The following is a 26474-nucleotide window of genomic DNA, read 5'->3' on the forward strand; positions in this document are numbered from 1 at the left end:
AGGAAGATGATCATTGTGAGCACCGAACCAGCCGTGACGGCCCTCGTCGCGGATCCCCTGACGCGCCTGGCCGACGAGGGCGTCTCCGTCTGGCTCGACGGTTTCTCCCGTCCCCAGATCGCCTCCGGCGGCCTCGCGAAACTCGTCGAGAAGCGGCACGTCGTCGGGGTGACGGCCGACCCGTCCGTCCTCCGGGCCGCGATCGGCTCCGCGGAGGGCTACGAGGACCAGCTCGACGACCTCGCCGTGCGCGGGGTGACGTCCGACGAGGCCGTTCGGATGATGACGGCCGCCGACGCCCGCGCCGCCGCCGACGTGCTGCGCCCGGTGTACGACGCGACGGCGGGCCGGGACGGCCGGGTGGCCGTTCCGGTCGATCCCCGGTCGGCCCACGACCGTGCCGCGACCGTCGCCGAGGCCAGGCAGCTCGTCCGGCTCGTGGACCGCCCCAACGTGATGATCGGGATCCCGGCGACGAGGGCGGGCCTCGGGGCGATCACCGAGGTCGTCGGGCTCGGGATCAGCGTCGCCGCCACGGCGGTCTTCTCCCTGGAACGCCACTACGAGGTGATGCACGCCTATCTGGCGGGCCTGGAGAAGGCGGGGGCGGCGGGCCTGGACCTGTCCGCCGTCCACTCCGTCGCCTCTCTCTGCGTCTCGCGTCTGGACGCCGGGATCGACGAGCGGCTGACGCTGCTCGGCACGCGGGAGGCACGGGACCTGAGGGGCCGCGCCGGGCTCGCCCACGCGCGGCTCGCCCATGAGGCGTACGAAGAGATGTTCGGCAAGGCCGACGGCACACGGCAGCCGGGCAGCCGCTGGACCGCCCTCGCCGGGGCCCGCGCCAACGCGCAGCGCCCGTTGTGGGCGGCCACGGCCGTGACGAACCCCGCCGAGCGGGACACCCGGTACGTGGAGGAGCTGGTCGCGCCCGGCACCGTCCATGCGATGACCGGGGCCACGCTCGACGCCGTCGCCGAACGGGGCGTCGTCCGTGGGAACACGGTGAACGGCGGGTACACACAGGCCCGTGCGGATCTCGCGGCCGTGGAGGCGCTGGGTGTCTCCTACGAGGAGGTCGTGGGGATGGTGGAGAAGCAGGGCGTCGCCGCGTTCGGGGCGGCGTGGCAGGACCTGTCGGACGTGGTGGCGAAGTCGTTGAACAGCAGAGGAGTTGATGGGGAATGACCGCCGAGTGGCTCAACCCGCTCCGGGACGCGGAGGACCGCCGGCTCCCCCGGATCGCGGGCCCGTCGGGGCTCGTCATCTTCGGGGTGACCGGTGACCTGTCCCGCAAGAAACTGATGCCGGCCGTGTACGACCTGGCCAACCGGGGCCTGCTGCCGCCGGGCTTCTCGCTCGTGGGCTTCGCGCGCCGGGACTGGGAGGACGAGGACTTCGCGCAGATCGTGCACGACGCGGTCCGCGAGCACGCCCGCACCGAGTTCCGTGAGGAGGTCTGGCAGCAGCTCGCCGAGGGGATGCGGTTCATCCCCGGCGACTTCGGCGACGACGAGGCGTTCAAGCGGCTGCGCGAGGCCGTCGAGGAGCTGGACGGCTCGCGGGGCACGGGCGGCAACTTCGCGTTCTATCTCTCGGTGCCGCCGAAGATGTTCCCGGAGGTCGTCAAGCAGCTGAAGAAGCACAGGCTGGCCAGTCCGCCCGAGGGGTCCTGGCGGCGCGCGGTCATCGAGAAGCCGTTCGGTCACGACCTGGCCAGCGCCCGCGAGCTGAACGCGGTGCTGCACGACGTGTTCGACCCCGAGCAGGTCTTCCGCATCGACCACTACCTCGGCAAGGAGACCGTCCAGAACATCCTGGCGCTCCGTTTCGCCAACCAGATGTACGAGCCCCTGTGGAACCGCAGTTACGTCGACCACGTGCAGATCACGATGGCCGAGGACATCGGCATCGGCGGTCGCGCCGGGTACTACGACGGCATCGGCTCGGCCCGTGACGTCATCCAGAACCACCTCCTGCAGCTGCTGGCCCTGACCGCCATGGAGGAACCGGCCGCGTTCGACGCGGAGTCGCTGCTGACCGAGAAGCTGAAGGCGCTCAGGGCCGTACGGCTGCCGGAGGACCTGGGCCGGCACACCGTGCGCGGGCAGTACGCGTCCGGCTGGCAGGGCGGTGAGCAGGTGCCCGGCTATCTGGAGGAGGAGGGCATCGACCGCTCCTCGACGACGGACACGTACGCGGCGGTCAGGCTCGGCATCGACAACCGGCGCTGGGCGGGGGTGCCCTTCTACCTGCGGACCGGCAAGCGGCTGGGCCGCCGGGTGACGGAGATCGCGGTGGTCTTCCAGCGCGCCCCGCACTCCCCGTTCGACTCCACCGCCACCGAGGAGCTGGGGCAGAACGCGGTCGTCGTCCGGGTGCAGCCGGACGAGGGGATGACCGTGCGCTTCGGTTCGAAGGTGCCGGGTACCTCGATGGAGATCCGGGACGTCACCATGGACTTCGCGTACGGCGAGTCGTTCACCGAGTCCAGCCCGGAGGCGTACGAACGGCTGATCCTGGATGTGCTGCTCGGCGACGCCAACCTCTTCCCCCGCCACCAGGAGGTGGAGGAGTCCTGGAAGATCCTCGACCCGATCGAGGAGTACTGGGCCAAGCACGGCAGGCCGGCGCAGTACGCCTCGGGCAGCTGGGGCCCACGGGAAGCGGACGAGATGCTCGCACGAGACGGACGGAGCTGGCGCAGGCCATGAAATTCGACCTGACGGACACCACGGCAAGCAAGATCAACAAGGCCCTGGTGCAGGGCCGCAGGGCCATCGGCACACCCGCCGTGGGCATGGTCCTCACGATGGTGATCGTGACGGACGAGGAGAACGCGTACGACTCGATCAAGGCGGCCGAGGAGGCCTCGCACGAGCACCCCTCGCGCACCCTGGTCGTCATCAAGCGGCACGCCCGCACCCCGAAGGACCGCACCAAGTCGCACCTCGACGCCGAGGTACGGGTCGGCGCCGACGCGGGCACCGGCGAGACGGTCGTGCTGCGGACGTACGGCGAGGTGTCCGACCACGCCGACTCCGTGGTCCTGCCGCTGCTGCTGCCGGACGCGCCGGTGGTGGTGTGGTGGCCCGTGGACGCGCCGGAGAACCCGGCGAAGGACCCGCTCGGCGCGCTGGCCCAGCGCCGGATCACCGACATGTACGCCGTGGAGTCCCCGCTCGCCGCCCTGGCGCAGCGCAGCGCCTCCTACACGCCGGGCGACACCGATCTCGCCTGGACCCGGCTGACGCCGTGGCGTTCCATGCTGGCGGCCGCCCTCGACCAGGCCAAGGAGACCATCACCTCGGCCGCCGTGGAGAGCGAGGCCGACAACCCGAGCGCCGAACTGCTGGCCCGCTGGCTGGAGGCCCGGCTCGGCGTGTCCGTCGAGCGGGTCCTGACCGCCGGGCCGGTGGTCACGGGCGTACGCCTCGGCACCGCCCGGGGGGAGGTCGTCATCGACCGCCCCGAGGGCCCGCTCGCCACGCTCACGCTGCCGGGCCAGCCGTCCCGGACCCTCGCGCTGAAGGTGCGGCCCACCTCCGAGCTGATCGCCGAGGAGCTGCGGCGCCTGGACGCCGACGAGATGTACGCCGTCGCCCTGCGCGGCGGCGGGAGCACCGACGACAAGCCCGTCCGAAACGTTTCCGACGCTCAGGGAGAAGTGAACTGACATGGCACCGATGCAGCTGGGTCTGATCGGTCTCGGCAAGATGGGCGGCAACATGCGCGAGCGGATCCGCCGCGCGGGCCACACCGTCATCGGCTACGACCGCAACCCCGACGTCTCCGACGTGGGCAGCCTCGCCGAACTGGTCGAGCGCCTCGACGGCAGTCCTCGCACCGTCTGGGTGATGGTCCCCGCCGGCGGTGCCACCCAGTCGGTCGTCGACGAACTGGCGGAGCTGCTGTCGCCGGGCGACACGGTCGTCGACGGCGGCAACTCCCGCTGGACGGACGACGAGAAGCACGCCGCCGAGCTGGGCGCCAAGGGCATCGGCTTCGTCGACGCGGGTGTCTCGGGAGGCGTGTGGGGGCTCCAGAACGGCTACGCCCTGATGGTGGGCGGCGACGAGGAGCACGTGCAACGGCTCCAGCCGATCTTCGAGGCCCTCAAGCCGGAGGGGCCGTACGGCTACGTCCACGCGGGCAAGGTGGGCGCCGGGCACTTCTCCAAGATGGTCCACAACGGCATCGAGTACGCCATGATGCAGGCGTACGCCGAGGGCTGGGAGCTGCTGGAGAAGGTCGACTCGGTGACGAGCGTGCGCGAGGTGTTCCGGTCCTGGCAGGAGGGGACCGTCATCCGGTCCTGGCTGCTGGATCTCGCCGTCAACGCGCTCGACGAGGACGAGCACCTGGCGAAGCTGCGCGGCTACGCCGAGGACTCGGGCGAGGGACGCTGGACCGTGGAGGCCGCCATCGACCACGCGGTGCCGCTGCCGGCGATCACCGCCTCGCTGTTCACCCGCTTCGCCTCCCGTCAGGACGACTCCCCCCAGATGAAGATGATCGCCGCGCTGCGCAACCAGTTCGGCGGCCACGCGGTGGAGGCGACCGAGTAGGCGCCGGGCACGACGGCAGGCCGTTCCCCGCGCACCCTCGGGCGCGGGGAACGGCCTGTTCCCCCGGTCGCCGACGGCCGGGGCCGGGGAGCACGCGTGGTTGACAGGCCCGGGCGGCGCGGGTGAGATTCCCGGTGATGATGATCAACGACCTGACGGCGGCCGAGCGGCGGGTGTGGGACGCCTTCCCGCTCGGCGCGGCGGTGGACTTCACGTCCGGGGACCCCACGGCGGACGGCGCCGACCCGGGTCCGGAGCGGACCGTACGGGCCCGGGTGCTGCGGGCGTTACTGCTCACCGCCCCCCAGGAGGAGGGCGAGGTCGCGGCCCTCAGGATCGAGGGCGCCCGGATCTCCGGGGCACTGGACCTGAAGTACGCGACGGTCGACAGTGTCGTACGGCTGAGGGGCTGCCACTTCGACGAGACCCCCGACTTCTCGGGCGCCCGTTTCACCTACCTCAATCTGACCAGGTCCGTGCTGCCCGGCCTGCGTTCGGCACGGGTGCGGGTGGACGGCGGGCTGCGGCTGACCGAATGCCGGTTCCTGGGGCCGGTGCGGCTCACCGGGGCGCAGATCTCCGGGACCCTGTTCATGGAGCGGGCCGAGCTCACCGCACCGGACGACGAGCCCGCCCTGCGGCTCAACCAGGCCGAGATCGGGGAGGAGTTGTGCGGGCCCGGGCTGCGCGCGCACGGCGAGGTCCGGCTCGGCGGCGCCCATGTCGCCGGCAGGGTCGACCTCGGACGGGCCCGCCTGCACCGGCCCGACGGCACCGCGCTCGCCGCGGAGACACTCTCCACGGAGTCCGATGTCGTGCTCCGCCGCGCGGACGTACGCGGCCGGGTGGAGCTGCGCGGTGCCCGGGTCGGCGGCCAACTGGACCTGGCATACGCGCGGCTGTCGAGTCCCGGCGCCGTGGCGCTGCGGGTGAGCAGTTCCGTCATCAGCGAACTGTGGCTGCGCGACGGTCCCGCGGTGGAGGGCGTCCTCAACATGCGCCGCGCCCAGATAGAGGTGCTGATGCTGGAGCCGGACATGCTTCCTGAGCAGGTCCTGCTGAACAGCCTCACCTACACCTCCCTCATGCCGCACGAGCCCGCCGAGCGGCGGCTGCCGATGCTGGAGCGGGACGGCGAGGCGTATCTGCCGTACTCCTACGAGCAGTTGACGGCCGCGTACCGCAGGATCGGTGACGAGGACGCGGCCCGGCGCGTCCAGCTCGCCAAGCAGCGCCGCCATCGCGCCACGCTGCGCTGGTACGGGAGGCTGTGGGGGTACGCCCAGGACGTCACGGTCGGCTACGGCTTCCGTCCGCTGCGGGCGGCCGTCTGGCTGCTGTCGCTGATGGCGGTGGGCTCGGTGGCGTACGCGGTGCACCCGCCCGGCCCGCTCAAGGCGGACGAGGCACCGCTGTTCAACCCGGTCTTCTACACCCTCGACCTGCTCCTGCCGATCATCGACTTCGGCCAGGAACGGGCGTTCGCGCCCGAGGGTCCCGGGCAGTGGCTGTCGTATCTGCTCGTCATCACCGGCTGGATCCTCGCGACGACGGTCGTCACGGGTGTGACGCGGGCCGTCAGCCGCCAGTGACTCCCGCCCGTGACTCGCGCTGCCCGACCGGCCTGCCGGCGTGCTGGGCGGCGAGACGCACGGGCGCGTTGGACGCGCCGTAGCCCTGGTGGCCGCAGTCCCGCTGGACGAGTTCGAAGAAGACCCGGCCGACGGTCTCGGTGTAGCAGTGGCGGAACGCGCCGTCCGCGTCACGGTCGTAGAGGATGCCGAGTTCGCGGTACGTCTCCAGCTCGCCGTCGGCGAACGCGAACCGTGCGGCCAGGTCGTCGTAGTAGTTGGCGGGGACGGCCAGCAGTCGGCCCCCGGCCGCGCGGAAGGCGCGGGCCGCCGCGACCACGTCGTCCGTGGCGAGGGCGAGATGCTGGGAGCGGGCGGCTCCCTCGCCCGGGGCGGGGCCCACCCCGAGGACGATCCGGACGGTGCCGTCCTCGGTGGTGACCGGCCTGCTGCGGAACAGTCCGTAGGGGTCGGCGACTTCGACGCTGCCGCCGGGCCGCAGGCCGAGCACCGCGCGGTGGAAGAGGGCCGCCTCGTCGAACTGGTGCCAGGGCTGGGTCAGGGCGAGGTGGTCGAAGCGAGCGATGTGGCCCGCGGCCCCGGTGTGGCCCGCGGCCCCGGTGTGGCCCGCGGCCTCTGCGTGGTCCACGGGCCGGAAGTCACCGGTCCAGCTGGGGAGTCCGGGGCGGTCGGTGGCGCAGAAGAAGAGTTCCGTGCCGTCGGGGGCGGCCACCGCGTCGAGGGCCGCGTCCTCGGCGGCACGGCGGCGCGGCAGCACCGGTGCGAGGAGGGCCTCGGCGCGGCGGGCGGCGCCGGCCGGGTCCGGTGACTCCAGTCCGATCGCGGCGAGCCGGGTGCCGTCGCGCCGGGCGGCCGGTCCGGTGTTGACCAGGACCCGCGCGTCACCCTGCTGCCACAGGTCGACCGGCTTGCTGCGGTGCCGGGCCGCACGGGCGAAGCCGAGCGCGTCGAGCAGCGCGCCCACCGGTTCGGCGTCGGGGGTGACCAGTTCGGCGAAGGCGACACCCGTGGGCACCACGCGCTCGGGCAGCGCGGCGATGCCCGCCGCCTCCTGGAGCATCAGCAGCGAGCGGTGGGCGTCCACGGCGGTGGGGCCGGCGTCGGCCTGCCGGAAGACGTCGTTGAAGACCTCCAGCGACAGCGGGCCGTCGTAGCCGGTGGCCATGACATGCCTCACCAGGGCGGTGACGTCCAGGCCGCCCTGTCCGGGGAAGCAGCGGTAGTGCCGGCTCCACTGCAGCACGTCCATCGCCATCAGCGGTGCGTCGGCGAGCTGCAGGAAGAAGATCTTCTCTCCGGGGATGTCCTCGACGGCCTTGGGGTCGGAGCCCCGGGCCAGGATGTGGAAGCTGTCCAGGCAGGTGCCGAGCGCCGGATGGCCGGCCGCCTCCACGATGCGCCACGCGTGGTCGTACGTGCTGACGTGCCGCCCCCACGCCAGTGCCTCGTACGCGACCCGGATTCCGAACTCCTGTGCCAGGTCCGCCAGTTGCCGCAACTGGGACGCGGCGAGCGCGTCGTCGTCCTCGGCGAGCGGATGCACGCTGGAACAGACGAGCACCGTGTCGCAGCCGAGCCGTCCCATCAGCTCGAACTTGTGGCGGGCCCGCCGAAGGTTGGCCTCGAACACGGCCGTCGGCACGGCCTCGACGTCCCGCATCGGCTGGTAGAGGTCGATGCTCAGCCCGAGATCCGCGCAGCGGGCCCTGATCTCCTCGGGCGTGAGCGGACTGGCCAGCAGATCGTTCTCGAAGATCTCCACCCCGTCGAAGCCGGCCCGCGCGGCGGCGGTGAGTTTCTCGGTGAGGGATCCGGCGAGGGAGACGGTGGCGATGGACGTACGCACGGGACGCATGGGACGCACAGGAGCCGAGGGATGCGTGGGAGTCATGGGAATCATGGGGACACTCCTTGAACGGGGTCGCGCCCCGGTCAGGGGCGCGGGGCGTGACAGGGTGCGGCTCCGCCGCGGGGGCGCGGCCGGCCGGGGCGGACCCGCGGGCGACCGACCCGCGGGCGACCGACCCGCGGGCGACCGACCCGCGGGCGACGCGCCGGACCGGCCGTCCGGGTGCTCAGTTGCGCGCTCCCGCGGTTCCGGCCAGCTCACCGATGTCGGCGAGCATCCGCGCGGTGTCCGGCTCACGCCCGGTGAACAGGCGGAACGCGTCGGCCGCCTGGAACACCGCCATCCCGCCGCCGTCCAGAGTGGCGCAGCCGAGCCCCCGGGCGACCCGCAGCAGCTCGGTCTCCAGCGGCCGGTACACCACCTCCGCCACCCACAGCCCGGGACGCAGCAGCTCCGCGGCGAACGGCAGTCCGGGGTGGGCGGCCATCCCCGTCGGTGTCGCGTGGACGATCCCGTCGGCCTGCCCCAGCAGTCCCGGCAGCGCGTCCGGCGTCGAGGCGGTGGCCCGTCCCGGGCCGAAGTGGCGGTTGAGGGCGGCGGCGAGGCCGGTGGCCCGGTCGGGCATCGCGTCGACGACGGTGACGTGCTCCGCGCCGAGGGTGAGCGTGGCGTGGGCGACGGCGGCGCCCGCTCCCCCGGCGCCCAGCTGGACCACCTTCTCCAGCGGTGCGTCGGGCAGGCCGCGGGCGAAGGAGGCGGCGAAGCCGGTGACGTCTGTGTTGTGGCCGACGGCGCGGCCGTCCTCGAAGACGACGGTGTTGACCGCGCCGAGCGCGGCGGCCTGCGGGGCGAGGCCGTCGAGGTGGTCGATGACGAGCTGCTTGCACGGGTGGGTGATGTTCAGCCCGTCGAAGCCCAGGTCGCGGGCGGCGCGGACGAGGTCGCCGACCGCCTCCGGCCCCACCCCGAGCTCGTGGATGTCGATCAGGCGGTACACGTACCGCAGGCCCTGCCGTCCGGCCTCCCGCTCGTGCAGGGCGGGGCTGAGCGAGGGCCCGATACCGGAGCCGACGAGGCCGACGAGATACGAGTCCTGCTCGGCGTTGCGGTTCGAGACCTGGGGCACGGCGGGGGCCTCCTGAGCTGGCTAATGTACGAACTAGTACGTTAGTCATAGCACCTCGGGCCGGTCCTGGGAAGGCCCGGGCACACACACGACCGGCGGGCCGGGGGCGGGGGCGGGAGGCGGCACCGGAACGCGGCGCCGGGCCGCAGGCCGCCGGCTTCTACAATCGCGGACACTGGCCCCTTGCCCGAAGGAACGCGATGACCAGCGTCGAAGAACCGGCACGACAGAACGGGCGCATCCGTGACGCCGCCCGCACCAGGGCCGAGATCCTCGACGTCGCGACCGCGGAGTTCGCCCGTTCCGGATTCGCCGGTGCCCGGGTCGACGAGATCGCCGCCCGGACCCGCACCACGAAGCGGATGATCTACTACTACTTCGGCGGCAAGGAGCAGCTGTTCACGGCCGTGCTGGAGCGGGCGTACTCCGTGATCCGGCAGGCGGAGCAGGAGCTGGACGTCGAGCATCTGGACCCGGTCGCGGCCATCCGCCGGCTCGCCGAGGTGACGTTCGACCACCATGAGGCGCACCCCGACTTCATCCGCCTGGTGAGCATCGAGAACATCCACGAGGCCGAGCACATCGCCTCCTCCGAGATGCTCGGCAGGATCGGCTCGCCCGCGCTGGACGTGATCCGCCGGATCCTGGCGTCGGGCCGCGAATCGGGCCTGTTCACGGCCGACGTCGACGCCGTCGACCTGCACGCGATGATCAGCTCCTTCTGCTTCTTCCGCGTCGCCAACCGGCACACCTTCGGCGCCCTCTTCGGCCGCGACCTGGTCGATCCGGGCCGGCGCGAGCACTACCGCACGATGCTCGGCGACCTGGTGATCGCCTACCTGACGGCGGACCGCGCGACGGACTGAGGCCGCGCCTCCTGGTGACGCCCGGCCCGGGACCTCTTGGTTCACGGGCGGACGCGGCAGGTGCACGGCCTGACGCAGCCCTTTCATGCCGGCTCCCGCCGGTCCGCGCCGGTCCGCTCCGGCCCGTGCGGGCCTCTCCCGCGGGGAAGATCCTTCGGTGCTGCCTCTTGACACCCGGGAAACGTCGGCGCAACATCCGTGCAACCGCTACTAACTACCCAGTGGGTTAATTAGCCGGGTCGCACCCGGCGCGGCCGCCCCGTCACCCCCAGGGTCCGGCCCTCTCCCCCGCCGGAACCCCCCTGTCTTCCTCCGCCCCGCTCCGCCTACGGTGGAGAACCCTCGAAGGAGTACGCCGTGTCCGTCCCCGCCGCACCGCCCGGCCAGCCCCGGAAGGCCGCCACGGCCGCCTGGATCGGCAGCGCCCTGGAGTACTACGACTTCTTCATCTACGGCAGCGCCGCCGCCCTGATCTTCCCGGCGGTCTTCTTCGACGAGTCCGACCCGGCCACCGCGACCCTGCTGTCGCTGGCCACGTTCGGCGTCGCGTACGCGGCCCGGCCGATCGGCGCGCTGGTCCTCGGACACTTCGGCGACCGGCTGGGCCGCAAGAAGATCATGGTCTTCACGCTGATCCTGATGGGCGTGTCGACCTTCCTGATCGGCTGCCTGCCCACCCGCGACCAGGTCGGCACCCTCGCCCCGGTCCTGCTGGTGCTCTGCCGCGTGCTGCAGGGCATCTCGGCGGCCGGCGAGCAGGCCAGCGCGAACTCCATGACGCTGGAGCACGCCCCCTCGGACCGGCGCGGCTTCTTCACGAGCTTCACCCTCAGCGGCACCCAGGGCGGGCAGCTCCTCGCCACCCTGGTCTTCATCCCGATCGCGGCGCTCCCCGAGGACCAGCTGCTGTCCTGGGGCTGGCGCGTCCCGTTCTGGCTGAGCATCGCGGTCGCCGTCGTCGGCTACGTCATCCGCCGCACCCTGGACGAGACCCCGGCCTTCACGCAGCAGACCGAGTCCGAGGGCGTCGCGAAGCTGCCGCTGGCCATCCTGATGCGGGAGCACTGGGCGGACGTGCTGCGGGTCGTCGCGGGCGCGCTGGTCGCCTCGGTCTCCACGATCTTCACGGTGTGGGCGCTGGCGTACGGCACGAGCGAGTCGGTCGGCCTGTCCCGTTCCTCCATGCTGTGGGTGGGGGCGCTCGCCAACCTGGTCGCGCTGGGCGCCATCCCGCTGTGGGCCACGCTCTCCGACCGCATCGGCCGCCGTCCGGTCTTCGCGATCGGCGCGGGCGGCAGCGCGGTGCTGATGTTCGTCTACCTGTGGGCGGTCTCCACCGGCGCCTACCCGCTGGTCCTGGTCCTCGGCATCATCACCTTCGGCGTCGTCTACAGCGCCGCCAACGGCATCTGGCCCTCGTTCTACGGCGAGATGTTCTCCACCCGCGTCCGGCTGTCCGGTATGGCCATCGGCACCCAGATCGGCTTCGCGGTCGCCGGGTTCGCCGTCACCTTCGCCGCGCAGATCGCCGGCCCGGACGGTGACGACTGGTTCGCCGTGGCCCTGTTCACCGCGGCCCTGTGCGTCCCGCCCGTCATCGCCGCCCTCACCGCCCGGGAGACCCACCGGATCCCGACCGACCTCCTCGGCGTCCGCACCCCGCGCGAGAAGAACGACCGGGAGCGCGTCGCGGCCTGAGCACCGGCCCGGAACACACCCCGCGTCCCCGGACACCCCCGAGGTGTCCGGGGACGCGTGCGCGCTCCGGACGCCCGGCTCCGGACGCCCGGCTGCAGACCCCGGGCCCCGCGGGAGCGGCCCCAGCACGGGGAGCTTCGCAGGTCGGGGGCATGATGGCCGCACCGCGACGATCGCGCGGCACCGTCACCGGGGGTCAGGGATGAAACGCACCGAGGACCCGTACGGAGCCACGCCTCCGCCGTGGCGGGGATGGCCGTCGGCCGAGACGAGCCGGCGGCGCTGGAGGATCGCGCTGCTGGTGCCGGCGGCCGGGGTGGTCGGCTGCGGCCTGTCTCTGCTGGTGGCGGGCGCGTTCGCCCTGCTGCTGGTGGTGAGCCGTCTGTCGGTTCCCGTCCCCGACGGGGAGCCTCTCGCGCTGAGCCGGTCCGAGGTCACCGGCACCTGGGTCGACGAGCGGGGCGGGCGGCTGACGCTCAGGCAGGACGGGACGTTCGGGTCGGACGGGGTCTGCGGCGACTTCGACGACAACGACGACGACCGCGCCGAGGAGGTCACCGCCCCGGCCCCCGGCGAGGGCGGCTGGGAACACGACGAGACCGGGGACGACATCGACACGGGCGCTCCCGTCTCCACGGTCCACCTCACGTTCGCCCCCTCCGGGATCTGGGCCCGCTACGAGGCCCGGGGCACGTCGAAGGACCCGGTCCTGTGGACCTACGTCGGCGATCCCGACGAAGGCCGCCTCTGCGTCCTGGAGAAGGCGGGATCGGCCTCGACGGACACTCCCGGGGCGGACGACGGGATCCTTCGCGCGGACACCGGGAGCCGTCAGTAGACACCGGGAGCCGTCAGTAGACACTGTCTACCTCCGATGGTAGACAGTGTCTATGAGTGAGCCGAACACGGGACTGCGGTCCCGGCTGGTCGAGGTCGGGGTCGAGCTGGTGACGACGGAGGGCGTCCAGGCGCTCTCCCTGCGGGAGATCGCGCGGCGTGCGGGGGTGTCGCACGGGGCGCCGCGCCGCTACTTCCCCACCCATCTGGAGCTGCTGTCCGCCATCGCGCGCCGGGGCTTCGAGGACCTCGCCGCCCGGGGGACGGCCGCGCTCGGGGAGGGTACGGCGAGTCCGCGCGAGCAGATCGCCACGCTGGCGCACGTGTACCTCGACTTCGCGCTCACCCGGCGGGGCATGCACGAGCTGATGTTCCGTCACGACCTGCTGGAGAGCGACGGGCTGGGGTTGCGCGACACCAGCCTGCCGATCTTCGCCCTGCTGGTGGACCTCGTCGGACGGGCCCGGCCGGGCGCCGACGCCCGGCTGGTCGCGGGGGCCCTGCTGGCGAACCTCCACGGCATCGCCCAGCTGTGGACCTGGGGCAGCCTCCAGCTCACCACGGGCGCCGACGACGTCGCTCCCCTGCTGCGCACCGCGCTGGACGCGCACCTGGGGAGCGAGGGCCGATGACGGCGACCTCCGCGCGGACCGTCGCCGGACCGGACGCGCCGGCATCGGCGCCGCACCGTCGTCTCACCCTCGCCTGCAGCGTGCTCGGCGCCGTGCTGGTGGCCCTCGACGGCACCGTCCTGACCATCGCCCAGCCGACGCTGCGCCGCGACCTGGACGCCGGCCTCACCGAGGTGCAGTGGACCAGCACCGGCTATCTGATCGCGGTGGCGGGGCTGCTGGTGTTCGCGGGACGGCTGGGCGACCGGTTCGGACACCGGCGCGTCTTCGGCTGGGGCGTCCTGGGGTTCGGCGCGGCCTCCGCCGCCATCGGGTGCGCGCCCGGAGTGGGCTGGGTGATCGGGCTGCGGGTCGTCCAGGGTGTCTTCGGCGCGCTGCTGCAGCCCGCCACGCTCGGGATGCTGCGGGCCGCGTATCCCCCCGACAGGCTGGGAATGCCCATCGCGCTGCGGACCAGCGCGATCGGTGTGGCGGTCGCCGCCGGTCCGCTGGTCGGCGGGGTGCTGGTCGCCCAGCTGGGCTGGCGGGCGGTGTTCTTCCTCAACGTCGTTCCGGCGCTGGTCATGGGCGTGCTGGCGCTGACGGTACGTCCCCCGCGGGCGCCGGACACGACGAGGACCCCGGGGCCCGGGCTCGACCTGCCCGGCGCCGCGCTGCTCGCGGTGGCCCTGGCGGCGCTCGTGCACACGCTCACCGGGGTGCCGGCGCACGGCTGGACCGTGACCGGTGTGCTCGGTCTGTTGATCGCGGCCGGGGCCGCCCTCGCCCTGGTCCGGCGCGAACGGCGGACGCCCGATCCGCTGTTGCCGCCCGCCGTGCTCGGCTCGGCACCCGTGCGGGCGGCGCTCGGCGCGCTGGTGGCCGCGTCGGCGGCGATGCTCGGCGCACTGTTCGTGTGCAGTTTCGTCCTCCAGGACGTCCTCGGCCTGGACCCGCTGCACACGAGTCTCGTCGCGCTGCCCGGCGGCGTGACGATGGTCCTCGGCGCGCCGCTGTCGGCCGTCGCGCTGCGCCGGTGGGGCGCCCGCCCCACGGCCCTGGCGGGCACGGTGCTGCTGGCCTGCGGGGTGCTGTCGCTGTCCCGGCTCGGACCGGGCTCGTCCACGGTGGTGATCGGCGGCGGATTCCTGCTGCTGGGCGCCGGTTTCGGTGCGCTGATGGTCACCGCGACCGCCGTCGTCGTCCGGCAGGCGCCGCCGGAGTCGGCGGGGGTGGCGGGCGGGCTGCAGCAGACCGCGCTGAACGTCGGCCCCGCGCTGGGGGTGGCGGCGGCGACCTCGCTCATGCCGCTCGGTACGGGCCCCGCCCTGCTGCTCCTGGCCGGGGTGGCCGCGCTCGGCGCACCTCTCGCCGTACGAATGCCCCGACCCGCCCGCCCCGCCAGGGATGGAACGCGATCAGTACGGAACGATGAGGACAACAGCGATGAACAAGGGCCGTGACCCGGGCGACCGGAGGAGAACCACCATGGAACGACTGCGCCGAGAGGTCGAGCCGCGCGAGGCGGGCCTCGACCCGAAGACCCTGGCCGATCTGGACGCCTATCTGGCCCGGCAGGTCGACGAGGGCCGTCTGCCCGGCTATCTGCTGTCCCTGGCGCGCGGCGGTCGCGTCGCCCATCTGACGACGTACGGGCAGCGCGACCGCGAGGCGGGACTCCCCGTCGGGACGGACACACTGTGGCGGGTCTACTCCATGACCAAGCCCGTCACGTCGGTCGCCGCGCTGATACTGATCGAGGAGGGGAAGCTCTCGCTCGCGGACCCGGTCTCCCGTCACCTTCCGGAGTTCGCCGAGCCGCGCGTGTACGAGTCCGGGTCGGGCGCCGACGTCAGGACCCGTCCCGCCGAGGGGCCGATCCTCGTCCGCCATCTGATGACCCACACCTCGGGCCTGACGTTCGGCTTCTACTACGACCACCCCGTCGACGCGCTCTACCGCGACGCGGGCCTGGAGAACTCCGTACGGCCCGGCGCCACCCTCGCGCAGACCTGCGCGGAGTACGCGCGCCTGCCGCTGCAGTTCGAGCCGGGCTCGCAGTGGAACTACTCCGTCTCCACCAACGTCCTCGGCCGGATCGTCGAGGTGGTGTCGGGACAAGACCTCGACACGTTCTTCGCCGAACGGATCCTCGGACCGCTCGGCATGACGGACGCCGGTTTCCAGGTCGGCCCCGAACAGGCGGACAGGCTGGCGGAGTTGTACGGGGAGCAGGAGGACGGCTCGATCGCGCCCGTGCCGGGGCTGCCGCTGCGCGGCGGCCGTCCGCGCTTCCTCTCCGGAAGCGGCGGTCTCGCCGCGACCGCCCGGGACTACCACCGCTTCGCCGAGTTCCTGCGCCGGCGCGGCGAACTCGACGGCGTACGGCTGCTGTCCGCCGAGTCCGTCGACCTGATGACCGCCAACCAGTTGCCGGGAGGGGTCGACATCCACACCCACGGCAGTGCGTTCCACCGGCAGCCGGGCAACCGGGGTGTCGGCTTCGGGCTGGGGGTGTCCGTCGTCGTCGACCCGGCCGCCACCGAGTACCCGTCCTCGGCGGGCACGTTCGGGTGGACCGGGGCCGCGACGACGATCTTCTGGGTGGATCCGCGGCGGGACCTCACGGTGCAGTTCATGACGCAGGTGCGACGCCGGTCGTCGTTCTCGGTGTATCCGGAGCTGCGGAGGCTGGTGCACGAGGCGGTGAACTGAACGCGGTCCGCCACTCCGGCCCATTCGGTCCCCGTCGACGCCGCTAGGGCCTGTCGTTTGGATCGCGCCTGGGCCGCGGGGCTTGGCACGCACTCCCCCGCTGCCTCAAGGGCGTGGGGGGACCCCCAGCGGCGTTGTCGTCAGTTGCCGACTCCCCCACTCTCGGCTTCGCTCGAGCGGGAGGTACCCCCATCGCGTCGACGCCTTCCTCCGCCTTGCAGCTGCACGCACCAAGCCCCGCTCACCGGCGGTCATCAGACACCGTGGCCCGAAGCCGGCATGATCCAAACGACAGACCCTAGTAGTGCTTCGTTACGTTGGGTGATCTCGGCTGTTCGTGGGCAGCTTCCCGGGGTGAGGTTGGGGGAAGTGGAACGGCTCCGGGGTGAGTTGGCGGAGTTCGTTGCCGATGTGTTCGGGTCGTTTCCGCGGCGGGATCAGCGGCGGTGGGGCGAGTGTTATCTGCGGGGTCTGATGCTGGACGGCAGGCGCAAGTCGGTGCAGCCGATGGCCGAGCGGCTGCCGGACGGGAACATGCAGGCTCTGCAGCAGTTCGTGAGCCAGTCGCCGTGGGATCCGCTGCCGGTCCGGCGGCGGATCGCCGGGCGGCTGTGCGAAGTTGTCAGGCCCGAGGTGTGGGTGATCGACGACGTGTCGTTCCCCAAGTGCGGGAAGGCGTCGGTCGGGGTGGCCCGCCAGTACTGCGGAGCGGTCGGCAAGCGGGCGAACTGCCAGGTCGCGGTCAGTGTCCATGCCGCCACCGACACCGCCTCGTGCCCGTTGCAGTGGCAGTTGTATCTGCCGCGGGAGTGGACGGACGAGCCGGACCGGTGCCGCAGAGCAGGAGTCCCCGACGATGTGGTGCACCGGGAGAAGTGGCGCCTCGCGCTCGGCCTGCTGGACACGCTCGCCGAGTGGCAGCTGAAGGCGCCGGTCGTGGTCGCCGACGCCGGCTACGGCGTCAGCACTCTGTTCCGGCTCGGTCTTGAGGAGCGGGGGCTGTCCTATGTCCTGGCCCTGACCGGGAAGGAAGTCGCCCACCCGGACGAAGCCGAGCCGCACCGGCCTGCTTACGGCGGGCTCGGACCGCCCGCCCTTCCCCGCTACCGCACCCCACCCCAAGCCGTTTCCGTCCTCGCGGCGCACGCGGGTGCACGGCAGTTCACCGAGGTGACCTGGAGGCAGGGCAGCAAAGGCGCGATGACCTCACGGTTCGCGGTGCTGACCATGCGGCCCGCGGGCAAGCAGTCCCTGGCCGCAGCTCAGGAGGCGGGCGGCGGCCGCAACCGGTGGGACGGCATCCTGCCCGTCCGGACACTGCTCGTCGAATGGCCCGACGGGCAGGACACTCCGACCAACTACTGGATATCGAACCTGCCCGCCACCACACCGACCGCTGACCTGGTGCGGTGGGCGAAGATGCGCTGGCGGATCGAGCACGACTACCGCGAACTCAAGCACGGCCTCGGCCTGGACCATTTCGAGGGCCGCACCTGGCGCGGCTGGCACCACCACGTCACCCTCGTCACCGCCGCACAAGCCTTCCTCACCCTGCGGCGGCTCGACCCAAAAGTCCGCACACCGGCCTGACCCTCTACCAGGTCCTCGACGTCCTTCAGGACCTGCTGAGGTGCTGGACCGGTACCTGCACCACCTGCGGCCGCCCCCTGCCCCGCCCTCGAAGCCGCCACAGACAGCCCAGAACCTAACGAAGCACTACTAGGTGAACTCCACACCGGCGGCGGCCAGTTCGGCCAGCCACGCGCGGGACCGTTCCCCCGTCTCCGCGGCCCGGCTCAGGCCCGCCGGAAGTGATCCGTCGAGGATGTGTCCCACCCCGAGGGCGAGCGGGCGGGACACCAGGCGGGCCATCGCGCTCTCCTCCCGCGTGCCGACGGCGTCGAGGAGGTGGCGGCCGGACCAGCGCGCGCCCGACGCGGCCCGCACGTCGAGGGAGACGGCGAGGACGACCCGGTCGCGGTCGGCGTCGGTGGTCGGATGGCGGGCGGCCAGCTCGCCGGCCAGGGCGGCGATGCGCCGGTCGTCGCCCGCCTCCAGCTCCGCGAAGACCGGTGCCCAGGCCGTCAGCCAGCCGTCGAGGCGGAGGGTACCCCGGACGAAGGTCTGCGGTTTCCAGGCCGGCGGGATTCCGTACTGGGCGACGAAGGGCACGCTGTCGCGGTTGGGGTACGCCTCGAAGGTCTCGCCGTCGATGACATGGGGGCGGGTGGCCGTCCAGGGGCGGTCGGCCGTGGTCTCGGCGCCGTCCTCGATGTAACGGGCGGGCGAGCGCAGGGCGTTCAGCACACCGGCCGGTGCCCAACTGAAGCGGTACCTGAAGTCGTTGGGTACGGCCGGGACGCCGCCGCAGTACGAGGTCAGGGTGTAGGAGGCGGGGGTCTCCGGCCCGATGGCGCGGGTGGCCCGGTCGATCAGACTGTGCGCGAAGAGATGGTCGATGCCCGGGTCCAGGCCGGCTTCGGTGAGCACGGTGACCCCGGCGGCGCGGGCCGCCGGGACCTGTTCCAGGACGGCGTCCGAGACATAGCTGGAGCAGGCGAAGTGGGCCCGTGCCCCGACACATGCCCCGAGCAGGGGTCCGTGGTCCGGGGCCGGGAGCATCGAGACCACGATGTCGCCGGGTGCCAGCTCGGCCGCGAGGGCCGGCAGGGTGTACGCGCGGGGCTCGGCGCGGCCGGTGAGGCCCAGCGCGGCCAGGGCCCGCCCGGCGCGCTCCTCGCTTCGGTGCCACAGCCGCACCCCGGCGGCGGTGTCGCACAGCGCGGCCAGTCCGCTGCCCGTGGACAGTCCGGCTCCGACCCAGTGGACGGTACCGCTCGCGGGAACCACCTCGGCGGTCATCGGGCCACCTACCTCTCCGTGAGCCCCGGTCCGGCGCTCACCTGACGGAATCGGTCCAGACACCGGCCCCACGCCCCGCCGGTGCCGAAGGCCGACAGCTGGGGCCGCAGCGCGGCCGAGAAGTCGGTGCTCGCCTCCCGGGGCAGGAGGGAGGGCAGGTTGTCGATGGCGATGAGGTCGAGCGGAGGGTGCTCGCGCAGCCGCCGTACGGGGTGGTCCCACTCGGTGGTGGTGTCGTAGACCGGCAGCACGTTCAGGGGTGAGCCGACGTCCACGGTGACGTCCGAGAGGGTCCGCAGGCGGCGGTCCGGGCCGTCGAGGTCCTTGTCGGTCAGGAACGGCGGGACCGGGCTCGTCGTCAGGACCGTGTTGACCATCAGGTCGTGGGCGAGCAGGGCCCGCCGGTCCAGGTCGCGGGTCTCGGCCAGGTCCCAGCAGGTCGGCTCGACGCCCGCCTCGCCGAGCGCCGCCCGGGCGCCCTGGCCGCTGCGGCCCAGCGCGCCGATCACCAGGGCGGTCAAGTCGCCCTGTGAGGAACGGAGTTCGGCCTCCATCTCCTCCTTGGAGGTGGGCCGGAGAGGAGCGCGCAGGGCTCCCCGGTGGTGCAGCACGGCGAGCGCGGCGCCCAGGTAGCCCGCCCAGAAGCCGAAGGCGGCCAGCCTGCGGCCCTGCTCGTCCACCAGGTACTCCAGGTCGAGCAGCGCTCCGCCCCCGGCCGCGAACCTGCGCAGCAGCGCCTCGGCTCCGGGCTGCCCCTTGTAGGCGTGCCCGAAGAAGATATGGCGATGCGTCAGTTCGGCTGGTGCGTCCGGGAGTTCCTTGAGGCCCACGATCACCGCGTCGGCCGGCGCGGACACCCAGGAGCCGGGGGCGGCGACCTCGCAGCCGGCCTCCTGGTACTCCGCCACGGGGAAGATCCGCCGGGTGGACTCCTCGACGGTGATCCGCACTCCGCTCGCGGTGAGCAGCCGGGCGTCGGAGGGCACGATCGGGGTGCGGCGTTCGGTGGTGCGGGTCTCGTGGCGGAGCCACAAGTGGAGAGCGGTCATACGAGGTTGGCCTCCGGGCGCAGGGTGTCGGCCGTGAACCGGTCGACGCTCAGCGGGCTGATGTCGACGAAGGGTACGCGCCCGAGGTACAGGTCGCGGACCACCTCGCCGACCGCCGGGCCCTGGAGGAACCCGTGGCCGGAGAACCCGGTCGCGTACAGGAAGCGCGAGCAGGAACCGGCCTCGCCGATCAGGGCGTTGTGGTCCGGGGTGATCTCGTACAGGCCCGCCCAGCCGCCCGTGCGGCGCAGGTCGAGCAGGGCGGGCGCGCGGCGTTCCATGGCCTCGTACAGACGGGGGATCCAGCGGTCGTGGGTGTCGGTGGCGAAACCGGGCCGTTCGTCGGGGTCGGACATGCCGACGAGGAGGCCGGGGCCCTCGGTGTGGAAGTAGAGGCTGCTGGTGAAGTCGATCGTCATGGGGAGGTCGGGCGGCAGGCCGGGGACCGGTTCCGTGACGGCGATCTGGCGCCGCAGGGGCTCCACGGGGAGGTCGACGCCGACCATGGCCCCGATCGACCGGGACCAGGCGCCGGCCGCGCACACGACCGTGTCGGTGACGATGCGGCCCTTGCTCGTGACCACGGCGGTGATCGTGTCCCGCCAGGTCTCGATGCCCAGGACCTCGCAGTTGCGCAGCACGGTCGCCCCGTTGCGGCGGGCCCCGGCGGCATAGCCGTGGACCACGGACTCCGGCGTGCAGTGCCCGTCGTCGGGCGAGAACGCGGCGGCGAGCAGGCCCTCGGTGGAGATCAGCGGGGAGAGTCGCCGGGCCTCGGCCGGGTCGAGCATACGGCTGGGCACGCCGAGGTCGTTCTGGAGCCGGACGCCCGCCTCGAACTGGGCGACCTCGCCGGGGGTCGTCAGGAGGAAGAGGTAGCCGACCCGGTGCAGTCCGATGTCGTGGCCGAGTTCCTGGTGGAAACGGCCGAACGCCTCCAGGCTGCGAGCGCCGAGCTGGATGTTGAGCTCGTCGGAGAACTGCGCGCGGACCCCGCCGGCGGCCCTCGCGGTCGATCCGGAGGCCAGTTCGTCGCGTTCGACGAGGACGACGTCCTCCACTCCGGCGGCGGCCAGGTGGTGGGCGATGCTCGTCCCGATGACCCCTCCGCCGATGACGACGACCCGTGCGCTGCGGATCACGAACGCTCCCTTCGCCCGACCCCGGCCGGACGACCCGACCCAGTCAGGTCTTCCACCACGGGCGAACGTTCATGCGGAACGCCCGGTTACCGGTGGTGCGGGAGCGCCGTACGCGGGGCGTCCGGGCGGGCGCGGCGGCCGGTGCCGGAGCCTCGGGCCGATCCCCGGGACGGCCGCCGCGCGGACCCCGGCGCTCAGGAGGAGTGGACCACGGCGTCCAGGTGCGGCAGGTAGTGGTCGAGCCGCTCCCGCTTGGTGCGCAGGTAGGTGATGTTGTCCTCGCAGGGCGTGATCAGCAGCGGCACCTGCTCGGCGACCGTGATGCCGTGGCGCAGCAGCGCCTCCCGCTTGCGCGGGTTGTTCGACATCAGCCGGACCGACCGGATGCCGAGGTCGTGCAGCATCTCGGCGGCCACCCGGTAGTCGCGGGCGTCGACGGGCAGGCCGAGGGCGAGGTTGGCCTCGACGGTGTCCAGGCCCTCGGCCTGGAGCTTCATCGCCTGGAGCTTGGCGAGCAGGCCGATGCCGCGGCCCTCGTGGCCGCGCAGATAGACGAGGACGCCGCGGCCCTCGGCGACGATCGACCGCAGGGCGCTGTCGAGCTGTTCACCGCATTCGCAGTGCTGGGAACCGAACGCGTCACCGGTCAGGCACTCCGAGTGCAGACGTATGAGAATTCCCTCACCGTCGCTGATGTCGCCGTACACCAGTGCCACTTGTTCCTCGCCGCGGTCCTGGTCGAGATAACCTACGGCCTCGAAGTCGCCGTACGTCGTGGGCAGGGGGGCGTTCACCACACGTACGGCGCCGGAGGACTGGGCATTGGTGCCGAGTACACCAACATTTTCTGTCATGATCTGTTCCAATCTGGTAAGCCCTGGCGTCATGCGAAAATGACGGAGCATCAGCTAGAGACGAAAGGCCGTGAAAAGATGAGCAGTTCGAGTCTTGTTCCGACGGACACCACCGCGGACGTCCGGGAGCGGGGGGCACGGGCGGCCGGCCGGCAGGTCGCGGTGCTTCCCGTGGGCAGCTACGAGCAGCACGGCCCGTATCTGCCGCTGGCCACCGACACGCTCGTCGCCTGCGCCATATCCCGGGAGATAGCGGCCGCGTATCCGGTGCATCTCCTGCCGCCGGTGACCATCGCCTGCTCGCACGAGCACGCGGCCTGGCCCGGCACCGTCAGCATCTCCGCGACGACCCTGCACGCGATGGTCCGCGACATCGCCGCGTCCCTGCGCCGCTCGGGCGTCGAGGCTCTGGTGGTGGTGAACGGTCACGGCGGGAATTATGTCCTGGGCAACGTCGTCCAGGAATCCACCGCGGCGGGACATCGAATGGCGCTTTTCCCGGCGATGGAGGACTGGGAAGCCGCCCGTGAACGGGCGGGCGTACAGACCTCGCTGCTCAGTGATATGCATGCGGGAGAAATAGAGACCTCCATACTTCTGCATTGCCATCCCGAATTGGTCCGGCCCGGTCACGAGACCACCGATTTCCTTGCCGACGACCGCCGTCATCTCCTCTCCCTCGGTATGTCGGCCTACACCGATTCCGGTGTCATCGGCCGTCCGTCCCTGGCATCCGCCACGAAGGGGAAGGAGTTGCTGGCGGGGTTCGTCCATTCCTTCGGTGCGTACTTCTCGTTGGTCACCTCGGACGCCTGGGACACGGGAACGGTTCCGCCCGGGACGTCCTCGGCGACCGCCTCGACCGCCGGCTGACGGCGGGCCCGCAGGGAGCCGTACCAGTGTCCGACGAGTACGAGGGCCCCCGGAAGGGCGGCCGCGAAGCTGAGCACACCGTAGACGACGGCCACGGTCAGGCCCTGGGAGGCGCCGAGGCCCGCGGCGCCGAAGGACCAGGCGGTGACGCCCTCGCGGGGGCCCCAGCCACCGACGTTGAGCGGCAGGCTCATGGCGATCAGGGCCAGCAGCGCCAGGGGCAGCAGCTCCAGCGGGGTCGCGCCGGACCCGGCGACGCGTGCGGCGAGCAGGAACGTCGCCACGTAACCGGCCAGCACCGCCACCGACGAGAGCAGCACGGCGGGACCGCTGCCGCGGTTCAGCAGCGCGCCGCGCGCCTCGGTGAGGGCGTCCCGGACCCGTCCGCCCCGGCCGTCGCGCGTGCTCGGCCCGCGGACCGCCCGGACCGCCGCCCGGATCACGAACGCGCCCAGCGCCACGAGCCCGGCCAGGCCCGCCGCGTGGCGGGTCTGCTCCTGGACCGGCGAGGGCAGCACCAGCAAAACCGTTACGCCCACGGCCGCGAGCACCAGCTGGCCCGCGGTGCGCTCGATGACCACCGCGCGCACGCCCCGGCCCATGTCGCCGGAGTCCCGGCCGTGCCGCACCGCGCGGTGCACGTCGCCGAGGACACCGCCGGGCAGGGCCGCGTTGAGGAACAGCGCGCGGTAGTAGTCCGCGACCGCCGGTCCGAGCGGGAGGGCGAGCCCGAGCGCCCGTGTCACCGCGCACCAGCGCCAGGCGCTGCACACCGTGGTGAACACACCGATCGCGACGGCCGCCGCCAGCGTCCCGGCGTCGATCCGCCGCAGCCCGTCCACGAAGACGCCGGTCCCCATCCGCCAGAACACGACGACGAGGATGACCGTTCCGGCGAGGGTGCCGACGTGGGTGCGCAGGACGCGCAGGAACGCCGAGCCGCCGGCCTTCGGGGCCGCGCCCCCGTCCTGGTCGGTGGGGCCGGAGACGGTCGCCGCGGCGGCCGGCTCCGCGGCCGCCCCGCGCGGGCCGGAGCCCGGTGTGGACACGCGGGCCTCGACCGTCTCCTGCACCGGCGCTGTCATGACACCCCGCCCGAGGGCCGGGGCAGGGCCAGCAGGTCGCTGTGGTGGACGACGACCCGGAGGTCGCCGGCCGCGACCGCGTCCAGGCGGTCGCGCAGGTAGGCGTCGGCGCGCCCGGTGAGTTCCGGGCGATGCTCGCAGGCCGCGCCGACCCAGCCGCGCAGCCACTCCTCGACGAGGGCGGGGTGGCGCGCGTCGAGCTGCCAGGGGCTCGGGTGCACCCGGACCGTGGCGCCCAGCTGGGCGAACGCCTCGCAGGCCGTGGTGATCGCGTCCGGGCCGAGCAGATCGCTCGCGCGCTGGTGGGCGTTGAACGCCTCGGTGATCTCGGAGTCCATCGGATGGGCGGGAGCGAGGTCCACGCGGCCCACCACCGACAGGGTCAGCAGCGCGGGCACCCCGGCGCCCGTGCAGGCCGCGGCGAGCGCCTCGATCTCCTCGCGGGTGAGGACGTCGAGGAGCGCGGACGCGGTGACCAGCGAGGCACCGGCCAGGTCGTGGGCCGTCAGCCGCCCGATGTCGCCGCGCCGCGTGGTGACCGTGACCGGGCTGCCGTCGGCGGCCGCGCGGGGGGCCCGTGCGACGGCCAGCCGCAGCAGGTTCGGGTCCTGGTCGTGCAGCACCCACCGCTGGGCGCCGTCGAGCCGGGGCGCGAGCCAGCGGCCCATCGAGCCGGTGCCGCAGCCCAGGTCGTGGACGGTCAGCGCGGTGGCCCGCCCGGGCAGGTTCGCCAGGCGGATGCGCAGCGGGTCCAGCAGCTCCGCGGCGCGGGCGTCGGCGTCGGCGCTCTCGCGCAGCTCCAGCCACTGCGGCGCGTACTGGTGGTCCTCGGGCTCCGGGGTGGCGCCGCCGCGCCCCGCCATGCTCAGCGCGGTCACGGCTGCTGACGCGCCGGCCACCGCGGCGGTGGCCCCCACGGACAGGGGGCCGCCGCCGGACGCGGTCATGTCGGCGGACGTGGTCATGCGGCCCTCCGGGGTTCCTGCCGCAGCCGTCCCAGCACGTGGGCGAGGCTGCGGGCCGTGGTGGCCCAGCCGTCGAGCGCGGCCCGGCGGCCGCGGGCGGCCGCCTTCAGCCGGCGCCGCACGTCGGCCTCGCCGAACCAGCCGCGCAGTTCCGCCGCGATGGCCGCGGGGTTCTCCGGCGGCACGAGGATGCCGGGGACACCGCCGTCGGGGGCGCGCCCGACGGCCTCGGGGAGACCGCCGACGTCCGAGGCGAGCACGGGGATGCCCCGCGCGAGGGCCTCGGTGACCGCCATGCCGTAGGTCTCGGCGTAGGAGGTGAGGACCATGAGGTCGGCGGCGGCGTAACTGGCGTCGAGTTGCGCGCCCGCCTGCGGTCCGGCCAGGTGGAAGCGGTCCTCCAGGCCGAACTTCGCGATCAGCGTGCGGAGGTGGTCGACGTACTCGGGCTCCTGGTCGAGGCTGCCCACCAGGACGCAGCTCCAGCGCAGTTCCGTGACGGTCGCGAGGGCCTCCACCAGGCGGTGCTGCCCCTTGCGCGGGGTGACCGCGGCCACGCACAGCAGCCGGGAGACGCCGTCGGTGCCGGAGGCGAGGGGGGCGATGTCGGCGCCCGGGGCGGCGACATGGACCCGCTCGGGGGCGAGCCCGTGGTGCGACACGAGTCTGCGGACGGCCCATTCGCTGGTGGCGATCACGGCGGACACACCCCGCAGGGTGGCCCGCTCCTTGGCGTCGAGGTCGGCGGCGACCTCGGGCTCCAGGCCCGTCTCGTCACCCAGCGGCAGATGCACCAGCACGGCCAGGCACAGGCGTTCGGCCTCGGGGAGGACGATCTCGGGGACCCCGCAGGCGACCAGGCCGTCCAGCAGGACGACCGTGCCGTCGGGCAGTTCCCGCAGCGTACGGGCGAGTTCGGCGCGGGCTGCCTCGGACGGGCTCGGCCAGTCGCCGTCGACGGTGTGCCTGTGCACCTGCCAGCCGAAGCCGGGCAGGTCGAGGCAGATCCGGCGGTCGTAGGCGTTGCCGCCGCTGGGGCGGGCCAGGTCGTCCACGCCGCCCGGCATCACGAAGTGCATCGAACGCAGCGACATGGGGACGATCGCCGCGTTCTTCAGCACCGCGTTCTGCACGGGCACATAGCCGAGCCGCACTTGCTCTCCCCCGTCTGCCTGGACAGCACTGCCGTATGCCTGGGCGGTGCCGACGGCCGCCCGGTCGATGGTCACGTCGGTCACAGGGCACGCTCGTAACTCGCCCAGGCGATGTGCGACTCGTGCAGGGTGACCTGGATGCCCGCGATGCCCTTGGCGTTCTCCCCGAGGGCACCCTTGTGGATCCGCTCCGCGAGACGGTCCGCGATCACCTTCGCCAGGAACTCCGTCGAGGTGTTCGTGTGGGCGAAGGCGGGCTCGTTGTCGAGGTTGCGGTAGTTCAACTCGCTCACCACGGCACCCAGCTCCTGCGTGGCCAGCCCGATGTCTACGACGATGTTGTCGTCGTCCAGTTCGGCGCGCCGGAAGGTGGCGTCCACGAGGAAGGTGGCGCCGTGCAGGCGCTGCGCGGGTCCGAAGACCTCCCCGCGGAAGCTGTGGGCGATCATGATGTGATCGCGGACGGTGATGCTGAACAACGGACGACCCTCCAGTGCGGTACGTCTGCCCCCGGGCCGGGGCATGCCGTGTAGTACGGCTGCTCCCTACCCGTTGTTCAGCCGAGTTTTGCTGTTTCTTTGGAGGTCGATGTTCCGTTCGGGCAGTTCAGGGGCGGGTGGGACAACCC

22 protein-coding genes and 1 pseudogene are annotated in these 26474 nt (G+C 72.7%); 13 read left to right on the forward strand and 10 right to left on the reverse strand.

Going from position 1 to position 26474, the window contains the following annotated elements:
* Window positions 1–9: 9 nt before the first annotated feature.
* From tal to SCAB_RS07445, 5 genes are all read left to right on the forward strand, one after another.
* Window positions 10–1188, forward strand: coding sequence for a transaldolase (gene tal, locus SCAB_RS07425; RefSeq protein WP_374194938.1), 1179 nt, complete (start codon window positions 10–12; stop codon window positions 1186–1188).
* Window positions 1185–2714, forward strand: a complete 1530-nt coding sequence (gene zwf / locus SCAB_RS07430; protein ID WP_012999440.1) for a glucose-6-phosphate dehydrogenase — start codon at window positions 1185–1187, stop codon at window positions 2712–2714. The genes tal and zwf overlap by 4 nt, the downstream gene beginning before the upstream one ends.
* A complete protein-coding gene (gene opcA, locus SCAB_RS07435; RefSeq protein ID WP_012999441.1) occupies window positions 2711–3676 on the forward strand; it encodes a glucose-6-phosphate dehydrogenase assembly protein OpcA in 966 nt (321 codons plus the stop codon). Before zwf ends, opcA begins: the two co-directional genes overlap by 4 nt.
* 10 nt (window positions 3677–3686) lie before the next feature.
* The gene (gnd, locus tag SCAB_RS07440; RefSeq protein ID WP_012999442.1) at window positions 3687–4568 is read left to right on the forward strand and encodes a phosphogluconate dehydrogenase (NAD(+)-dependent, decarboxylating); all 882 of its coding nucleotides are present in this window, start codon (window positions 3687–3689) and stop codon (window positions 4566–4568) included.
* Window positions 4569–4705: 137 nt separating this feature from the next.
* The gene (locus SCAB_RS07445; protein ID WP_041668945.1) at window positions 4706–6160 is read left to right on the forward strand and encodes a pentapeptide repeat-containing protein; all 1455 of its coding nucleotides are present in this window, start codon (window positions 4706–4708) and stop codon (window positions 6158–6160) included.
* Here SCAB_RS07445 and SCAB_RS07450 read toward each other — a convergent pair.
* Together SCAB_RS07450 and SCAB_RS07455 are read right to left on the reverse strand one after the other, a co-directional pair.
* Entirely contained in the window at window positions 6147–8006 is a 1860-nt protein-coding gene (locus SCAB_RS07450; RefSeq protein WP_046773297.1) for a sugar phosphate isomerase/epimerase and 4-hydroxyphenylpyruvate domain-containing protein, read from the reverse strand. The two genes, SCAB_RS07445 and SCAB_RS07450, sit on opposite strands and share 14 nt — an antisense overlap.
* Before the next feature lie 229 nt (window positions 8007–8235).
* Complete coding sequence (locus tag SCAB_RS07455; RefSeq protein ID WP_012999445.1) at window positions 8236–9135, reverse strand: shikimate dehydrogenase; 900 nt, start codon at window positions 9133–9135, stop codon at window positions 8236–8238.
* Window positions 9136–9335: 200 nt separating this feature from the next.
* Between SCAB_RS07455 and SCAB_RS07460 the strand changes: the two genes are divergently transcribed.
* The 7 genes from SCAB_RS07460 (at window position 9336) to SCAB_RS07495 (ending at window position 17452) form a co-directional block, all read left to right on the forward strand.
* The gene (locus tag SCAB_RS07460; RefSeq protein WP_012999446.1) at window positions 9336–10001 is read left to right on the forward strand and encodes a TetR/AcrR family transcriptional regulator; all 666 of its coding nucleotides are present in this window, start codon (window positions 9336–9338) and stop codon (window positions 9999–10001) included.
* Between the two features lie 357 nt (window positions 10002–10358).
* Window positions 10359–11699, forward strand: coding sequence for an MFS transporter (locus SCAB_RS07465; protein WP_012999447.1), 1341 nt, complete (start codon window positions 10359–10361; stop codon window positions 11697–11699).
* Window positions 11700–11901: 202 nt separating this feature from the next.
* Window positions 11902–12537 carry a hypothetical protein gene (locus tag SCAB_RS47950; protein WP_012999448.1) on the forward strand — a complete coding sequence of 212 codons (636 nt, stop codon included), beginning with the start codon at window positions 11902–11904 and terminating at the stop codon, window positions 12535–12537.
* 52 nt (window positions 12538–12589) lie between these two features.
* Window positions 12590–13168, forward strand: a complete 579-nt coding sequence (locus SCAB_RS07480; protein ID WP_012999449.1) for a TetR/AcrR family transcriptional regulator — start codon at window positions 12590–12592, stop codon at window positions 13166–13168.
* The gene (locus tag SCAB_RS07485) at window positions 13165–14610 is read left to right on the forward strand and encodes an MFS transporter (RefSeq protein ID WP_012999450.1); all 1446 of its coding nucleotides are present in this window, start codon (window positions 13165–13167) and stop codon (window positions 14608–14610) included. Before SCAB_RS07480 ends, SCAB_RS07485 begins: the two co-directional genes overlap by 4 nt.
* A 25-nt stretch (window positions 14611–14635) precedes the next feature.
* Window positions 14636–15862, forward strand: a complete 1227-nt coding sequence (locus SCAB_RS07490) for a serine hydrolase domain-containing protein (protein ID WP_041668947.1) — start codon at window positions 14636–14638, stop codon at window positions 15860–15862.
* A gap of 354 nt (window positions 15863–16216) precedes the next feature.
* Window positions 16217–17452: an IS701 family transposase gene (locus SCAB_RS07495; protein ID WP_078580077.1), complete on the forward strand. Its 1236-nt coding sequence runs from the start codon at window positions 16217–16219 to the stop codon at window positions 17450–17452.
* A 129-nt stretch (window positions 17453–17581) separates the two neighbouring features.
* Here the strand turns inward: SCAB_RS07495 and SCAB_RS07500 are convergent, their stop codons facing one another.
* From SCAB_RS07500 to ribA, 4 genes are all read right to left on the reverse strand, one after another.
* Window positions 17582–18724, reverse strand: a complete 1143-nt coding sequence (locus tag SCAB_RS07500; protein ID WP_012999453.1) for a saccharopine dehydrogenase family protein — start codon at window positions 18722–18724, stop codon at window positions 17582–17584.
* Window positions 18725–18732: 8 nt separating this feature from the next.
* Window positions 18733–19773 (reverse strand): saccharopine dehydrogenase, encoded by a 1041-nt coding sequence (locus SCAB_RS07505; protein WP_037722730.1) that lies wholly within the window; start codon window positions 19771–19773, stop codon window positions 18733–18735.
* Window positions 19770–20915 (reverse strand): NAD(P)/FAD-dependent oxidoreductase, encoded by a 1146-nt coding sequence (locus SCAB_RS07510; RefSeq protein WP_012999455.1) that lies wholly within the window; start codon window positions 20913–20915, stop codon window positions 19770–19772. Before SCAB_RS07510 ends, SCAB_RS07505 begins: the two co-directional genes overlap by 4 nt.
* A 194-nt stretch (window positions 20916–21109) precedes the next feature.
* Window positions 21110–21769 (reverse strand): GTP cyclohydrolase II, encoded by a 660-nt coding sequence (gene ribA, locus SCAB_RS07515; protein ID WP_037722729.1) that lies wholly within the window; start codon window positions 21767–21769, stop codon window positions 21110–21112.
* Window positions 21770–21847: 78 nt separating this feature from the next.
* On the opposite strand from ribA, the gene SCAB_RS44575 reads away from it, so the two are divergent.
* Window positions 21848–22642: a creatininase family protein gene (locus SCAB_RS44575; RefSeq protein WP_078580078.1), complete on the forward strand. Its 795-nt coding sequence runs from the start codon at window positions 21848–21850 to the stop codon at window positions 22640–22642.
* 113 nt (window positions 22643–22755) lie between these two features.
* On the opposite strand, the pseudogene SCAB_RS48350 reads toward SCAB_RS44575, so the two are convergent.
* From SCAB_RS48350 to SCAB_RS07540, 4 genes and pseudogenes are all read right to left on the reverse strand, one after another.
* Window positions 22756–23727: pseudogene (locus SCAB_RS48350) on the reverse strand (lysylphosphatidylglycerol synthase transmembrane domain-containing protein); the annotation flags it as partial.
* Window positions 23724–24692 (reverse strand): class I SAM-dependent methyltransferase, encoded by a 969-nt coding sequence (locus SCAB_RS07530; RefSeq protein ID WP_012999458.1) that lies wholly within the window; start codon window positions 24690–24692, stop codon window positions 23724–23726. The gene SCAB_RS07530 and the pseudogene SCAB_RS48350, both read right to left, overlap by 4 nt.
* Entirely contained in the window at window positions 24689–25930 is a 1242-nt protein-coding gene (locus tag SCAB_RS07535) for a glycosyltransferase family 4 protein (protein ID WP_012999459.1), read from the reverse strand. The genes SCAB_RS07530 and SCAB_RS07535 overlap by 4 nt, the downstream gene beginning before the upstream one ends.
* A complete protein-coding gene (locus SCAB_RS07540; RefSeq protein ID WP_037722728.1) occupies window positions 25927–26325 on the reverse strand; it encodes a 6-pyruvoyl trahydropterin synthase family protein in 399 nt (132 codons plus the stop codon). The genes SCAB_RS07535 and SCAB_RS07540 overlap by 4 nt, the downstream gene beginning before the upstream one ends.
* Between the last annotated feature and the right edge of the window lie 149 nt (window positions 26326–26474).

The organism is Streptomyces scabiei 87.22 (assembly GCF_000091305.1).
Lineage (GTDB): Bacteria > Actinomycetota > Actinomycetes > Streptomycetales > Streptomycetaceae > Streptomyces > Streptomyces scabiei.

Bases quoted from the DNA above. Each gene is read 5' to 3' on its own strand.
- zwf (WP_012999440.1), top strand. From the start codon at position 1,185: ATGACCGCCGAGTGGCTCAACCCGCTCCGGGACGCGGAGGACCGCCGG.
- opcA (WP_012999441.1), top strand. From the start codon at position 2,711: ATGAAATTCGACCTGACGGACACCACGGCAAGCAAGATCAACAAGGCC.
- gnd (WP_012999442.1), top strand. From the start codon at position 3,687: ATGCAGCTGGGTCTGATCGGTCTCGGCAAGATGGGCGGCAACATGCGC.
- SCAB_RS07445 (WP_041668945.1), top strand. From the start codon at position 4,706: ATGATGATCAACGACCTGACGGCGGCCGAGCGGCGGGTGTGGGACGCC.
- SCAB_RS07460 (WP_012999446.1), top strand. From the start codon at position 9,336: ATGACCAGCGTCGAAGAACCGGCACGACAGAACGGGCGCATCCGTGAC.
- SCAB_RS47950 (WP_012999448.1), top strand. From the start codon at position 11,902: ATGAAACGCACCGAGGACCCGTACGGAGCCACGCCTCCGCCGTGGCGG.
- SCAB_RS07480 (WP_012999449.1), top strand. From the start codon at position 12,590: ATGAGTGAGCCGAACACGGGACTGCGGTCCCGGCTGGTCGAGGTCGGG.
- SCAB_RS07485 (WP_012999450.1), top strand. From the start codon at position 13,165: ATGACGGCGACCTCCGCGCGGACCGTCGCCGGACCGGACGCGCCGGCA.
- SCAB_RS07490 (WP_041668947.1), top strand. From the start codon at position 14,636: ATGGAACGACTGCGCCGAGAGGTCGAGCCGCGCGAGGCGGGCCTCGAC.
- SCAB_RS07500 (WP_012999453.1), bottom strand. From the start codon at position 18,724: ATGACCGCCGAGGTGGTTCCCGCGAGCGGTACCGTCCACTGGGTCGGA.
- SCAB_RS07505 (WP_037722730.1), bottom strand. From the start codon at position 19,773: ATGACCGCTCTCCACTTGTGGCTCCGCCACGAGACCCGCACCACCGAA.
- ribA (WP_037722729.1), bottom strand. From the start codon at position 21,769: ATGACAGAAAATGTTGGTGTACTCGGCACCAATGCCCAGTCCTCCGGC.
- SCAB_RS44575 (WP_078580078.1), top strand. From the start codon at position 21,848: ATGAGCAGTTCGAGTCTTGTTCCGACGGACACCACCGCGGACGTCCGG.
- SCAB_RS07530 (WP_012999458.1), bottom strand. From the start codon at position 24,692: ATGACCACGTCCGCCGACATGACCGCGTCCGGCGGCGGCCCCCTGTCC.